Genomic DNA, 12,412 nt, shown 5'->3' on the forward strand with positions numbered 1-12,412 from the left:
CGACCACGACCACGAAATCCGTACTGCCATGTGTAATGCCATGGAAGAAATGGGCCTGGTCATCGAAGTTCACCACCACGAAGTGGCGACTGCCGGTCAGAACGAAATCGGCGTGAAGTTCAACACCCTGGTGGCCAAGGCTGACGAAGTTCAGACCCTGAAGTACTGCGTACACAACGTGGCCGATGCCTACGGCAAAACCGCGACCTTTATGCCGAAGCCGCTGTACGGCGACAACGGTTCGGGTATGCACGTGCACCTGTCGATCGCCAAAGACGGCAAGAACACCTTCGCTGGCGAAGGCTATGCCGGTCTGTCCGACACTGCCATGTACTTCATCGGCGGCATCATCAAGCACGGTAAGGCTCTGAACGGCTTCACCAACCCGTCGACCAACTCCTACAAGCGCCTGGTCCCGGGCTTCGAAGCTCCGGTAATGCTGGCCTACTCGGCGCGCAACCGTTCCGCCTCGATCCGTATCCCGTACGTTTCCAGCCCGAAAGCTCGCCGCATCGAAGCGCGCTTCCCGGATCCGGCAGCCAACCCGTACCTGGCCTTCGCAGCACTGCTGATGGCCGGTCTGGACGGTATCCAGAACAAGATCCACCCCGGCGACGCTGCCGACAAGAACCTGTACGACCTGCCGCCGGAAGAAGCTGCCAACATCCCGCAAGTTTGCGGCAGCCTGAAAGAAGCGCTGGAAGAACTGGATAAAGGTCGCGCGTTCCTGACCAAGGGCGGCGTTTTCTCCGACGACTTCATCGATGCCTACATCGAGCTGAAATCCGAAGAAGAAATCAAAGTTCGCACCTTCGTACACCCGCTGGAATACGACCTGTACTACAGCGTCTAATCCGGCACGCAAGACAAGAGGCCACCTTCGGGTGGCCTTTTTGCGTTTGATGGCAGGCCAAACCGCCTTTCACCCCGCTGTTTTCTGCGCCAGGACACGCCCAGCCATTAACGCGCTTGCCAGAGCGCCTGACCAGTGCAAGGCTTAGGGCACACCACTAGGGAGAGTCAGGCATGCGCCCTCTACTCATCTGCCTACTATTGAGCCTGGCCTTGCCGGCCAGCGCGCAGATTTACAAATACACCGACGCCAATGGCAATACGGTCTTCACCGACCAGCCGCCGGAAGGCCAGGCGACGCAGAATGTCGAGCTGCCGAAAACCAATAGCGTGTCGATGTCAGTACCCAGCCTGCCTGAGACCACTGCACCCGCCCCAGCCGAGATCGTCGCGCCTTACAGCACCCTGCAGCTGACGGGCCTGCCCGATGCTGAAGCCATGCGCGCGAACAACGGCACCTTCAGCGTTGGCGTGGATATCCAGCCACGCCTGGCCAGCAACCATCGCCTACGCCTGCTGCTCGACGGCAAGCCTTACGGCCAACCGAGCAACGTGCCGCGCCTGCAAGTGAGCAATGCCGATCGCGGCGAACACAGCCTGGCCGTGGAAGTACTCAGCGGCGAGCAGTCGATCCAGCAGAGCGCCACCAGCACCTTTACCGTGCAGCGGGTCAATACCAGCAGCCCAGCCCTGCGTCCACCACCGCCTCCCCCACCAAAACCCAAGCCAGCACCCTAACCTATGCGTAATCTGCTGTTCTGCGGCCTGATGCTGCTCGCCCTGCCTACCTTCGCGCAGGTGTATACCTATATAGATGGCGAAGGCAATCGCGTCTTCACCGATAAACCGCGCTCGGGCGATGCCGAGCGTGTCGAGCTGGCGCCCAGCAATTCGCTGCCGACGCTCCAGACGCCAAGCGCACCAGCGGTTGCAGCGCCGCCCGAGCCCAGCCAGCGCTACAGCCTGCTGCGCATTCTGGTGCCGCAGCCCGACGCAACCATCCGTGACAGCGCCGGCAACCTGATTGTCAGCGTCAACAGCGAACCGAAACTCTTTCCCCAGCACAGCTATCGCCTGCTGCTGGACGGTGTACAGGTCGGCGAAGCGGGCAGCAGCCCGGTGTTCCCCCTGGAAAATATCGACCGTGGCACCCACCAGTTGGCAGTGGAAATCATCGATCTGCAGGGACGCATCATCGAGCGCACGCCGACTCAGCCGTTTCATATGCTGCGCATCTCCCTGGCGCAGAAGCGTATGGTCAACCCCTGCAAGAAGGCCGATTACGGTGTGCGCCCGGAATGCCCACTGAAGGACAAGCCACCAGAAAAGAAAGACATTCCCTTCGTGCCCTTTATCTAATGCCACGCAGCGCACCAAAGCAGTGCGATTAGCGCCCGGTATTTCTATACTCTCCCTGTTTTGGGTCGCCACGCGCGACCCGGCTGCGCTGAAAAGCAGCTAATTCCCGGCATCCCACGGCCAAACACGCTTCTTTTCGGGGCTTTGGTTTGCTTCTTGCATTTTCCAGCTGCATTGCTGGAACCCAAGGGTCTGCTGACATCCCACTATGATCATCAACGACGCACTGCACCGCCTGCTGCTGGACAACCTGACCACTGCCACGCTGCTGCTCAACGACGACCTGCGTCTTGAGTACATGAACCCGGCAGCGGAAATGCTCCTGGCCGTGAGCGGCCAGCGCAGCCATGGGCAATTCATCAGCGAGCTGTTTACCGAATCCAGCGAGGCGCTGAGCGCCCTGCGCCAGGCCGTGCAGCACGCCCACCCGTTCAACAAGCGTGAAGCGGTGGTGACGTCGGTCAGCGGCCAGACCCTGACCGTCGACTACGCGGTGACCCCGGTGCTCAGCAAAGGCGAAACCCTGCTGCTGCTGGAAGTGCATCCGCGCGACCGCCTGCTGCGCATCACCAAGGAAGAAGCCCAGCTGTCCAAGCAGGAAACCACCAAACTGCTGGTGCGTGGCCTGGCCCACGAGATCAAGAATCCGCTCGGCGGCATCCGTGGCGCCGCGCAGCTGCTGGCCCGCGAGCTGCCCGAAGAAAGCCTCAAGGATTACACCAACGTGATCATCGAGGAGGCCGATCGCCTGCGCAACCTGGTCGACCGTATGCTCGGCTCAAACAAGCTGCCGTCCCTGGCGATGACCAACGTGCATGAGGTGCTGGAGCGTGTCGGCAGCCTGGTGGAAGCGGAAAGCCAGGGCAGCATCATTTTGGTGCGCGACTACGATCCAAGCATTCCGGATGTGCTGATCGACCGTGAGCAGATGATCCAGGCCGTGCTGAATATTGTGCGCAACGCCATGCAGGCGCTGTCCGGGCAGAACGACTTGCGCCTGGGCCGCATCACCCTGCGCACCCGTGCGCTGCGCCAGTTCACCATCGGCCATTGCCGCCATCGTCTGGTGACCAAGATCGAAATTATCGACAACGGCCCTGGCATTCCGCCCGAGCTGCAGGAAACCATCTTCTACCCCATGGTCAGCGGCCGCGCCGACGGCACCGGCCTGGGTCTGGCCATTACCCAGAACATCATCAGTCAGCACCAAGGTCTGATCGAGTGCGAGAGCCATCCTGGCCATACCGTGTTCTCGATCTTCCTGCCGCTGGAACAAGGAGTAACGCCGTCATGAGTCGCAGTGAAACCGTCTGGATTGTCGATGACGACCGCTCCATCCGCTGGGTGCTGGAAAAAGCCCTGCAACAGGAGGGCATGACCACCCAGAGCTTCGACAGCGCCGACGGTGTACTCAGCCGCCTAAGCCGCCAGCAGCCGGATGTGATCATCTCCGATATCCGCATGCCGGGTGCCAGCGGCCTGGAGTTGCTGGCACGCATTCGCGAACTGCATCCGCGCCTGCCGGTGATCATCATGACCGCGCATTCAGATCTCGATAGTGCGGTGGCGTCCTACCAGGGCGGCGCGTTCGAATACCTGCCCAAGCCGTTCGATGTCGACGAAGCCGTCTCGCTGGTCAAGCGCGCCAATATGCACGCGCAGGAGCAGCAGAGCCTGGCCGCGCCGGTCGAGCAGCCACGCACGCCGGAGATCATCGGCGAAGCGCCGGCCATGCAGGAGGTGTTCCGCGCCATCGGGCGCCTCTCGCATTCCAATATCACCGTGTTGATCAACGGCGAGTCCGGCACCGGCAAGGAGCTGGTCGCCCACGCCCTGCACCGCCACAGCCCGCGCGCAGCATCGCCGTTTATCGCGCTGAATATGGCGGCGATTCCCAAGGACCTGATGGAGTCGGAGCTGTTCGGCCACGAAAAAGGCGCCTTTACCGGCGCGGCCAACCAGCGCCGTGGGCGTTTCGAGCAGGCCGATGGTGGCACGCTGTTTCTCGATGAAATCGGCGATATGCCGGCCGACACCCAGACCCGCCTACTGCGCGTACTGGCCGACGGCGAGTTTTACCGGGTGGGCGGGCATACGCCGGTCAAAGTGGACGTGCGCATCATCGCCGCCACCCACCAAAACCTGGAAACCCTGGTGCAGGCCGGCAAATTCCGCGAAGACCTGTTCCACCGCCTCAACGTGATCCGCATCCATATTCCGCGCCTGTCGGATCGCCGTGAAGACATTCCGACCCTGGCCCGGCATTTCCTCGCCCGTGCCGCGCTGGAACTGGCGGTCGAGCCCAAACTGTTGAAAAGCGAAACCGAAGACTACCTGCGCAACCTGCCCTGGCCAGGCAACGTGCGCCAGCTGGAAAACACCTGCCGCTGGATCACCGTGATGGCTTCGGGCCGCGAAGTGCATGTCGACGACCTGCCGCCGGAGCTGCTCAGCCAGCCGCAGGAAAGCGCACCGGTGAGCAACTGGGAACAGGCGCTGCGCCAATGGGCCGACCAGGCCCTGGGGCGTGGTCAATCCAGCCTGCTGGACACTGCCGTGCCGGCCTTCGAGCGGATCATGATCGAAACCGCCCTCAAGCACACCGCCGGTCGCCGCCGCGACGCCGCCGTGCTGCTGGGCTGGGGCCGCAACACCCTGACGCGCAAGATCAAGGAACTGGGCATGAACGTCGAAAGCGCCGATGACGAGGACAGCGACGACTAAGCCGCTCACGCGACGCAGCATGCAAAACGGGCCTGCCAGGGCCCGTTTTTATTTGCGCCGCAAACAACTGAACGCGCGCCAGAGCAATGCACCGGCATCGATCCCGTGCACAGCGGCGGTTCATATCCCAGCGTTTGGGTAGCGCCCGCAGCGCCATAGAGCCCCTCAAGCCCAGCATTTACGCGGCCCGCAGCCAACGTAATAAAACTGGCACACAGCCTGCATAGACTCAAGCAATCCCAGTTTTGGGGACCTTGGTACAGGCAGGCCGGGGATTCCCCTCTTTTATTGCGCCACCAGGCTGACCGTCAGCCGCCAGCGCCCGTCCACTTCCTCAGCGCGCCACTCACCGCGCAATGGACGGGCTGCCACCACCCGCAGAAGCAAATCCCTTCTCTCACGCTGCAAACGCCAATTGGCCAAGCGCCCCCGCAGCTGCAATTGCCCGTGCTGCTGGCGACCAAAACTCTGCAACCGCAGGATAAATACGCCGCCGGCATGCTCTACGCGCGGCACCGGCTCGACGTTAAACCACAGCTCAAGGCCCTGCTCAACCACCGCCACGCGATCCAGCCAGAGCGGGTCAGGCTGCAACAGCCGACCAATCATCAAACCGATTAAAAAACCAAACACCGCCAATGAAGCAATCACCCGCACCCACGGACGCGGGCGCGGGCGCGGGTCTGTAGAATGCTGCTGGTCTTCACGCTCGGAGCCGCGCATGTTTCACGTCATCCTTTTTCAACCGGAAATTCCACCCAATACCGGCAACATTATCAGGCTCTGCGCCAACAGCGGCTGCCACCTCCATCTGATCGAGCCGCTGGGTTTCGAACTGGATGACAAACGCCTGCGCCGCGCCGGGCTGGATTATCACGAATACGCCACCCTGCAGCGCCACGCCGACCTCGCCAGCTGCCTGGCGAACATCGGCCAGCCACGCGTGTTTGCCTTTACCACCAAGGGCTCGCAGGCATTCCACCAGGTCAGTTACCAGCCCGGCGATGCCTTTCTGTTCGGCCCGGAAAGCCGCGGCCTGCCCCAGGAGATTCGCGACAGCCTGCCGCCCGAGCAATGCCTGCGCCTGCCGATGCGCGAGGGCTGCCGCAGCCTGAACCTGTCCAACACCGTTGCCGTGGCGGTCTACGAAGCCTGGCGACAGCACGACTTCGCCATGACCCAGTAACCGCGAAAAATGGTCTGGAGCAATGTTCCACGTCACGCAGCTGTGCCCGGATGAACTCCGGGCTATGGGGAGCGAGCAGCCACCCGCCACGTTACGCGAGGCAACGAAAAAGCGCCCCGTAGGGCGCTTCTGGTATCAACCGCTGGCGATCAGTGTGCGGTCGCTTCGACCTGCGCCGCCTGAGCCTGCTGCATACGCTGCAGTTCCTGAGCGTAGAGGGCGTCGAAGTTTACCGGAGCCAGCATCAGCGCCGGGAACGAGCCACGCACCACCAGGCTGTCGAGGGTTTCGCGGGCATAAGGGAAGAGGATGTTCGGGCAGAAGGCGCCCAGGGTGTGGCTCATGGAAGCGGCATCCAGACCCTTGATCAGGAAGATGCCGGCCTGCTGCACTTCAGCGATAAAGGCGGTTTCTTCGCCCGTCTTCACGGTCACAGAGAGGGTCAGCACCACCTCGTGGAAGTCGCCATCCAGAGCTTTCTGACGGGTGTTGAGATCCATGGCGACGCTAGGGGCCCACTCCTGACGGAAGATTTCCGGGCTCTTCGGCGCTTCGAAGGACAGGTCACGTACGTAGATACGCTGCAGGGAGAATTGCGGGTTTTGTTCGCCCTGAGCGGCGCCGTTGCTAGCTTGTTCTGTCATGGCAAAGCCTTCTTGTGGTTAGGTACGGATAAACAGGGAATTAAGCCTTGAGCAGCGCGTCGAGCTTGCCGGCGCGCTCCAGGGCGTAAAGGTCATCGCAACCCCCCACGTGGGTGTCGCCGATCCAGATCTGCGGCACCGAGGTCTGCCGCGCCTTGCGGGTCATGTCTGCACGCAGCTCCGGCTTGCCATCAACCTTGATCTCATCAAAGGCCACGCCTTTATGAGCCAGCAGTTGCTTGGCACGGATGCAGTACGGGCACCAGTCGCTGGAATAGATGAGGACAGGCTGCATCTCACTTCACCAGCGGCAGGTTGTCACCGCGCCAGCTGGCGACACCGCCAGACAGCTTGGCCGCAGTGAAGCCCGCCTTTTTCAGATCGCGGCAAACGCCACCAGCGTGCTGCCCCATGGCATCGACCACGACGATGGTCTTGGCCTTGTGCTTGTCCAGCTCAACCATCCGTGCGGCGAACTTTTCGAAGGGGATATTCAGTGCGCCGACGATATGCCCGGCGGAAAAATCCTTCTGCCCGCGAATATCCAGCACTACGCCCTGCTCGCTGTTAACCAGCGCAGTCAGCTCGCGGCTGCTCAGGCTCTGCCCGCCCTTACGCGCCTCGGTGAAGATCAGCAGCGCAAGCAGGGTCGCAAACATTCCGCTCAGGACATAGTGGGTAGTGGCAAATTCAATCAAGTTGGCAAGCATTGTGCGTTTCCGGGGCGGTAAAATGTCGGCCAGTATACACAGCCGCACAGGTCGGCCAAACCCCGCCCGGCGGTGACGTTTGCCGCACTTGGCCGTAAAATGCCTCCTTTGTTTCCCGCCCATCGACCCAGAGCGAACCAGCTTTATGAGCGCCACGCCCAAACCCCTGGTACTGATCATCCTCGATGGCTTCGGCCACAGTGACAGCCCCGAGTCCAACGCCATCATGGCCGCCAACACGCCGGTCATTGGTCATCTGCGCGCCACCCAGCCCCATGGCCTGATCTCAGGCAGCGGCATGGACGTCGGCCTGCCGGACGGTCAGATGGGTAATTCCGAGGTCGGTCATATGAACCTCGGCGCCGGCCGCGTGGTGTATCAAGACTTCACCCGGGTGACCAAGGCCATTCGTGATGGCGAGTTCTTCGATAACGCCGAGATCACCGGCGCGGTGGATAAAGCCGTCAAGGCTGGCAAAGCCGTGCATATCCTCGGCCTGCTCTCCGATGGCGGCGTACACAGCCATCAGGACCATCTGGTAGCCATGGCCGAGCTGGCCGCCCAGCGCGGCGCCGAGCGTATCTACCTGCATGCCTTCCTGGATGGGCGCGACACTCCGCCCAAGAGCGCCCAGCCGTCCATCGAGCTGCTCGACGCCACCTTCGCCAAACTTGGCAAAGGCCGCATCGCCAGCCTCAGCGGCCGCTATTTCGCCATGGATCGCGACAACCGCTGGGAGCGCGTCGAGCAGGCCTACGAGCTGTTGGTCAACGGCCACGGCCAGTTCAACGCCGCCACTGCCGTGGAAGGCCTGAATGCTGCTTACGAGCGTGGTGAAAGCGATGAATTCGTCAAAACCACCAGCATCGGCGAGCCCGTGCGCATGGAAGACGGTGACGCCGTGGTGTTTATGAACTTCCGTGCCGACCGCGCCCGCGAACTGACTCGCGCCTTTGTCGAGCCGGGCTTCAAGGAGTTCGAGCGCACGCGCGTGCCGCAACTGGCCGGTTTCGTCATGCTCACCCAGTACGCCGCGAGCATCCCGGCGCCCAGCGCCTACAAGCCAGAAGCCCTGACCAACGTGCTCGGCGAATACCTGGCGAACAACGGCAAGACCCAGCTGCGTATCGCCGAAACCGAGAAATATGCCCACGTCACCTTCTTCTTCTCCGGCGGCCGTGAAGAGCCGTTTGCAGGCGAAGAACGCATCCTGATCCCCTCGCCAAACGTCGCCACCTACGACCTGCAACCGCAGATGAGCGCGCCGCAAGTCACCGACAAGATCGTCGAGGCCATCGAAAACCAGCGCTATGACGTGATCATCGTCAACTACGCCAACGGCGACATGGTCGGCCATACCGGCGTGTTCTCCGCTGCCGTGGCCGCCGTGGAATGCCTGGACGCCTGTGTCGGGCGTATCGTCGCGGCGCTGGACAAGGTCGGCGGCGAAGCACTGATCACCGCCGACCACGGTAACGTCGAGCAGATGGCCGATGAAAGCACCGGCCAGGCGCACACCGCACACACCTGCGAGCCGGTGCCGTTTATCTATGTCGGCAAGCGCCCAGCGACCATTCGTGCCGGCGGCGTACTGGCCGATGTGGCGCCAACCTTGTTGACCCTGATGGGCCTGCCAGTACCGGCGGAAATGACCGGCACCAGCATCGTCGAGCTGAACTAAGCCGCTGCCCGCAAGCCAGGTGCAACGCCTGGCCTGCGGGCCGTCAGTGCGCAACGTTTAAAATGGCTCCCGGCCATTTTTTATAGCCACGCCATCCATGGCGGCCACCCTGCGGGCCGTCGCTGTGCGACGTTAAAAATGGCTCCCGGCCATTTTTTAGGCATACTAGGCGCGTTCTTAATTCAGGTGCTGCCAGCCCCATGTTCCGTGCCCTCGCCGTTATTTTTCTGACCCTCCTGCTGACGCCTGCCTTCGCCGACGAGAAGAGCGCTGCACAGAAGCAACTGGACGCCGCTCGCGCCGATGTCGCCGAGCTGAAACAACTGCTGAAGAAGCTGCAGCAGGAGAAATCCGGCGTGCAGAAAGACCTGCAGAAAACCGAAAGCGAGATGGGCCAGCTGGAGAAACAGGTCAAGGGCCTGCAGCAGGACCTGAAAAAAAGCGAAGAGGAAATCCAGCGTCTCGACAGCGAGAAAAAAAAACTCGAGGGCGCACGCCTTGAGCAACAGCGCCTGATCGGCATCCAGGCCCGCGCTGCCTATCAGAGCGGCCGCCAGGAGTACGTCAAGCTGCTGCTCAACCAGCAGAATCCGGAAAAATTCTCGCGCACCCTGACCTACTACGACTACCTCAGCGAAGCGCGCATGGAGCAGCTGGCCACCTTCAACGAGACCCTGCGCCAACTGGCCAATGTCGAGCAGGATATCGCCAATCAGCAAAACCAATTGCTGGAACAGAAAAGCGCGCTGGATGGTCGCCGCGAACAGCTCGCCAGCGTGCGCAAGGAACGTCAGCTGGCCCTGGCCAAGCTGAACAAGGAATTCTCCGCCCGCGACCAGAAGCTCAAGGCCCGTCAGCAGGAACAAGCCAATCTGGCGCGGGTACTGAAAACCATCGAGGCAACCCTCGCCCGCCAGGCGCGTGAGGCCGCAGCAGCGCGCCAACAAGCTCTGCTCGCCGCACGCGAACAGCCAGCCAGCAATACCGCCAACCCCGCCAGCAGCGGCCCACTGGTCAGCGCCGGCGCCAGCTTCGGCGGCCCATTCGCCAAGGCTCGCGGCAAGCTGCCCTGGCCGGTTGATGGTCGTCTGGTGGCCCGCTATGGCACGCCACGCGGCGGTGACGCCCGCACCAAATGGGATGGCGTACTGATCGGCGCCGCAGCCGGCAGCCAGGTGCACGCCGTGCATGGCGGCCGCGTGGTGTTTGCCGACTGGTTGCGCGGCGCTGGGCTTCTGGTCATTCTCGACCATGGCAACGGCTACCTGAGCCTCTATGGGCATAACCAGAGCCTGCTCAAGGACGCCGGCGACGTGGTCAAGGCCGGCGAAGCCATTGCCACCGTTGGCAACAGCGGCGGCCAGGACACCTCAGCACTGTATTTCGCAATTCGCCAGCAGGGCCGTCCGATCGACCCCGCTCAATGGTGCCGCGCACAAGGATAGCGGGCCGTTTAAAAACGTTAGCGAGGTAGCCGAGGCTAGGCAAAAACAGGCGAAAAGCGGAGTTTACGAGCTGTAAATGAGCATTTGAGCCTGTTTTTAACGACGCATCGGCAACGCAGGTAGTTTTTAGACGAGCCCGCGTGCTGTGATTACCGATTTAGGACAGGAGTAAGACATGCCGCATCTGTTGCGCCTCACCACCCTCGCGCTGGCCATTACCCTGCTGGGCAGCAGTGCCGTGTTTGCCGCGCCAGCCGCCGCACCGGCCACCGCCAACGACAGCGCGCCACTGCCGCTGGACGACCTGCGCACCTTTGCCGAGGTGATGGACCGCATCAAATCCGCCTATGTCGAGCCGGTCAGCGACAAGACCCTGCTGGAAAACGCGATCAAGGGCATGCTCAGCAACCTCGATCCGCACTCGGCCTACCTGGAGCCGGAAGCCTTCCGCGACCTGCAGGAAAGCACCAGCGGCGAATTCGGCGGCCTGGGCATTGAGCTCGGCAGCGAAGACGGCTTTCTCAAGGTGATCTCGCCGATCGATGACACCCCGGCGTCCGCTGCGGGCATCCAGCCGGGCGACCTGATCGTGAAGATCGATGGCCAGCCAACCAAGGGCCTGTCGCTGATGGAAGCAGTCGAGAAGATGCGTGGCAAGGCCGGCAGCGATATCGAGTTGACCCTGGTGCGCGAAGGCGGCAAGCCCTTCGATGTCGAACTGACGCGCGCGGTGATCAAGGTCAAGAGCGTGAAAAGCCAGCTGCTTGATGATGGCTATGGCTACCTGCGCATTACCCAGTTCCAGGTCAACAGCGGCGAAGAAGTCGGCAAGGCCCTGACCAAGCTGCGCAAGGACAACGGCAAGAAGCTGCGCGGCATCGTCCTCGATCTGCGCAACAACCCGGGCGGCGTACTGCAGGCGGCCGTGGAAGTCACCGACCACTTCCTCAAGAAAGGCCTGATCGTCTACACCGAAGGGCGTATCGCCAACTCCGAGCTGCGTTTCAACGCCGATCCGGCCGACGCCAGTGAAGGTGTGCCGCTGGTGGTGCTGATCAACGGCGGCAGCGCCTCGGCCTCCGAGATCGTCGCCGGTGCCCTGCAGGATCATAAGCGCGGCGTGCTGATGGGTACCGACAGTTTTGGCAAGGGCTCGGTGCAAACCGTGCTGCCACTGAACAATGACCGCGCCCTGAAGCTCACCACCGCGCTGTACTTCACGCCCAATGGCCGCTCGATTCAGGCTCAGGGCATCGTCCCGGACATCGAGGTGGCGCGCGCCAAGCTGACCCGCGAGCAGGATGAAAGCGGCATCAAGGAAGCCGACCTGCAAGGTCACCTGGGCAATGGCAACGGTGGCGCGGACAAGCCGAGCAAGGAAAAAATCAACGCCCCGGCCCGGCCGCAGGATGACGACTACCAACTGAGCCAGGCACTCAACCTGCTCAAGGGCCTAAGCGTCACCCGCGGCGACTGATCCCCCTCTGTAGGAGCGGCAGGGGCGCCTCGCTCATCCCCGCGAAACTGCAGCCAAGAAAAAGCCCGACCTTGATCGCTCAAGGCCGGGCTTTTTAATGCCGATTAGCGGCTACAGATAGCTGTTGGTCATGTCCTCGACGAAGCCTTCGCTGCGCAACTCGTCCAGCGCCTTCTGCAAGCGCTGCACCACCTCATCCGGGGTGTCCTTGTTCAGCGCCAGGTACAGCTCGGCCTCCTTGAAGCGCAATACGGTGGTCAGGCCGCTGACGCCCTCCTGCTTGGCCAGGTAGCGGCCAACCGGATCGGTGGTGGCCCACAGGTCGATCTTGCCG

Annotated in this window: 13 protein-coding genes and 1 pseudogene; 9 read left to right on the forward strand and 5 right to left on the reverse strand. The window is 62.2% G+C overall.

All coding sequences use genetic code 11. The features are described from left to right. From glnA to ntrC, 5 genes are all read left to right on the forward strand, one after another. Positions 1-853, forward strand: an 853-nt coding sequence (gene glnA, locus WA145_RS18350; protein ID WP_422582945.1) for a type I glutamate--ammonia ligase, incomplete at its 5' end; no start/stop codon positions are given. Between the two features lie 173 nt (positions 854-1,026). Continuing rightward, complete coding sequence (locus WA145_RS18355; RefSeq protein WP_422582946.1) at positions 1,027-1,590, forward strand: DUF4124 domain-containing protein; 564 nt, start codon at positions 1,027-1,029, stop codon at positions 1,588-1,590. 3 nt (positions 1,591-1,593) lie between these two features. Next, the gene (locus tag WA145_RS18360; protein WP_422582947.1) at positions 1,594-2,211 is read left to right on the forward strand and encodes a DUF4124 domain-containing protein; all 618 of its coding nucleotides are present in this window, start codon (positions 1,594-1,596) and stop codon (positions 2,209-2,211) included. 208 nt (positions 2,212-2,419) lie between these two features. Further along, the gene (gene glnL / locus WA145_RS18365; protein WP_422582948.1) at positions 2,420-3,505 is read left to right on the forward strand and encodes a nitrogen regulation protein NR(II); all 1,086 of its coding nucleotides are present in this window, start codon (positions 2,420-2,422) and stop codon (positions 3,503-3,505) included. Beyond that, entirely contained in the window at positions 3,502-4,935 is a 1,434-nt protein-coding gene (ntrC, locus tag WA145_RS18370; RefSeq protein ID WP_422582949.1) for a nitrogen regulation protein NR(I), read from the forward strand. Before glnL ends, ntrC begins: the two co-directional genes overlap by 4 nt. A gap of 285 nt (positions 4,936-5,220) precedes the next feature. Here ntrC and WA145_RS18375 read toward each other — a convergent pair whose 3' ends face one another. Next, positions 5,221-5,658, reverse strand: coding sequence for a hypothetical protein (locus WA145_RS18375; protein ID WP_422582950.1), 438 nt, complete (start codon positions 5,656-5,658; stop codon positions 5,221-5,223). Between WA145_RS18375 and trmL the strand changes: the two genes are divergently transcribed. Beyond that, entirely contained in the window at positions 5,657-6,121 is a 465-nt protein-coding gene (gene trmL / locus WA145_RS18380) for a tRNA (uridine(34)/cytosine(34)/5-carboxymethylaminomethyluridine(34)-2'-O)-methyltransferase TrmL (protein ID WP_422582951.1), read from the forward strand. The two genes, WA145_RS18375 and trmL, sit on opposite strands and share 2 nt — an antisense overlap. A 149-nt stretch (positions 6,122-6,270) precedes the next feature. Here trmL and secB read toward each other — a convergent pair whose 3' ends face one another. Genes secB through WA145_RS18395 form a run of 3 tightly spaced genes read right to left on the reverse strand, consistent with a single transcriptional unit; the run spans position 6,271 to position 7,475 of the window. Further along, positions 6,271-6,765 carry a protein-export chaperone SecB gene (secB, locus tag WA145_RS18385; protein WP_422582952.1) on the reverse strand — a complete coding sequence of 165 codons (495 nt, stop codon included), beginning with the start codon at positions 6,763-6,765 and terminating at the stop codon, positions 6,271-6,273. A gap of 40 nt (positions 6,766-6,805) precedes the next feature. After that, positions 6,806-7,060: a glutaredoxin 3 gene (gene grxC / locus WA145_RS18390; protein ID WP_422582953.1), complete on the reverse strand. Its 255-nt coding sequence runs from the start codon at positions 7,058-7,060 to the stop codon at positions 6,806-6,808. A 1-nt stretch (position 7,061) separates the two neighbouring features. Beyond that, positions 7,062-7,475 carry a rhodanese-like domain-containing protein gene (locus tag WA145_RS18395; RefSeq protein WP_422582954.1) on the reverse strand — a complete coding sequence of 138 codons (414 nt, stop codon included), beginning with the start codon at positions 7,473-7,475 and terminating at the stop codon, positions 7,062-7,064. 145 nt (positions 7,476-7,620) lie between these two features. Between WA145_RS18395 and gpmI the strand changes: the two genes are divergently transcribed. The 3 genes from gpmI (at position 7,621) to WA145_RS18410 (ending at position 12,078) form a co-directional block, all read left to right on the forward strand. Then, positions 7,621-9,156, forward strand: a complete 1,536-nt coding sequence (gene gpmI / locus WA145_RS18400; protein ID WP_422582955.1) for a 2,3-bisphosphoglycerate-independent phosphoglycerate mutase — start codon at positions 7,621-7,623, stop codon at positions 9,154-9,156. A gap of 200 nt (positions 9,157-9,356) precedes the next feature. Continuing rightward, on the forward strand, positions 9,357-10,601 hold the full coding sequence (locus tag WA145_RS18405; RefSeq protein ID WP_422582956.1) for a murein hydrolase activator EnvC family protein: 1,245 nt from the start codon (positions 9,357-9,359) through the stop codon (positions 10,599-10,601). A gap of 175 nt (positions 10,602-10,776) precedes the next feature. After that, on the forward strand, positions 10,777-12,078 hold the full coding sequence (locus WA145_RS18410) for a S41 family peptidase (RefSeq protein WP_422582957.1): 1,302 nt from the start codon (positions 10,777-10,779) through the stop codon (positions 12,076-12,078). Positions 12,079-12,189: 111 nt separating this feature from the next. Here WA145_RS18410 and WA145_RS18415 read toward each other — a convergent pair. Continuing rightward, positions 12,190-12,412, reverse strand: a pseudogene (locus WA145_RS18415) (amino acid ABC transporter substrate-binding protein); the annotation flags it as partial.

It is taken from the genome of Pseudomonas sp. (assembly GCF_049301935.1).
Taxonomy (GTDB): Bacteria; Pseudomonadota; Gammaproteobacteria; order Pseudomonadales; family Pseudomonadaceae; genus Aquipseudomonas.

What these genes read in the sequence shown, in the direction of transcription:
- WA145_RS18355 (WP_422582946.1), top strand. Translation starts at nt 1,027, where the DNA reads ATGCGCCCTCTACTCATCTGCCTACTATTGAGCCTGGCCTTGCCGGCC.
- WA145_RS18360 (WP_422582947.1), top strand. Translation starts at nt 1,594, where the DNA reads ATGCGTAATCTGCTGTTCTGCGGCCTGATGCTGCTCGCCCTGCCTACC.
- glnL (WP_422582948.1), top strand. Translation starts at nt 2,420, where the DNA reads ATGATCATCAACGACGCACTGCACCGCCTGCTGCTGGACAACCTGACC.
- ntrC (WP_422582949.1), top strand. Translation starts at nt 3,502, where the DNA reads ATGAGTCGCAGTGAAACCGTCTGGATTGTCGATGACGACCGCTCCATC.
- trmL (WP_422582951.1), top strand. Translation starts at nt 5,657, where the DNA reads ATGTTTCACGTCATCCTTTTTCAACCGGAAATTCCACCCAATACCGGC.
- WA145_RS18375 (WP_422582950.1), bottom strand. Translation starts at nt 5,658, where the DNA reads ATGCGCGGCTCCGAGCGTGAAGACCAGCAGCATTCTACAGACCCGCGC.
- secB (WP_422582952.1), bottom strand. Translation starts at nt 6,765, where the DNA reads ATGACAGAACAAGCTAGCAACGGCGCCGCTCAGGGCGAACAAAACCCG.
- grxC (WP_422582953.1), bottom strand. Translation starts at nt 7,060, where the DNA reads ATGCAGCCTGTCCTCATCTATTCCAGCGACTGGTGCCCGTACTGCATC.
- WA145_RS18395 (WP_422582954.1), bottom strand. Translation starts at nt 7,475, where the DNA reads ATGCTTGCCAACTTGATTGAATTTGCCACTACCCACTATGTCCTGAGC.
- gpmI (WP_422582955.1), top strand. Translation starts at nt 7,621, where the DNA reads ATGAGCGCCACGCCCAAACCCCTGGTACTGATCATCCTCGATGGCTTC.
- WA145_RS18405 (WP_422582956.1), top strand. Translation starts at nt 9,357, where the DNA reads ATGTTCCGTGCCCTCGCCGTTATTTTTCTGACCCTCCTGCTGACGCCT.
- WA145_RS18410 (WP_422582957.1), top strand. Translation starts at nt 10,777, where the DNA reads ATGCCGCATCTGTTGCGCCTCACCACCCTCGCGCTGGCCATTACCCTG.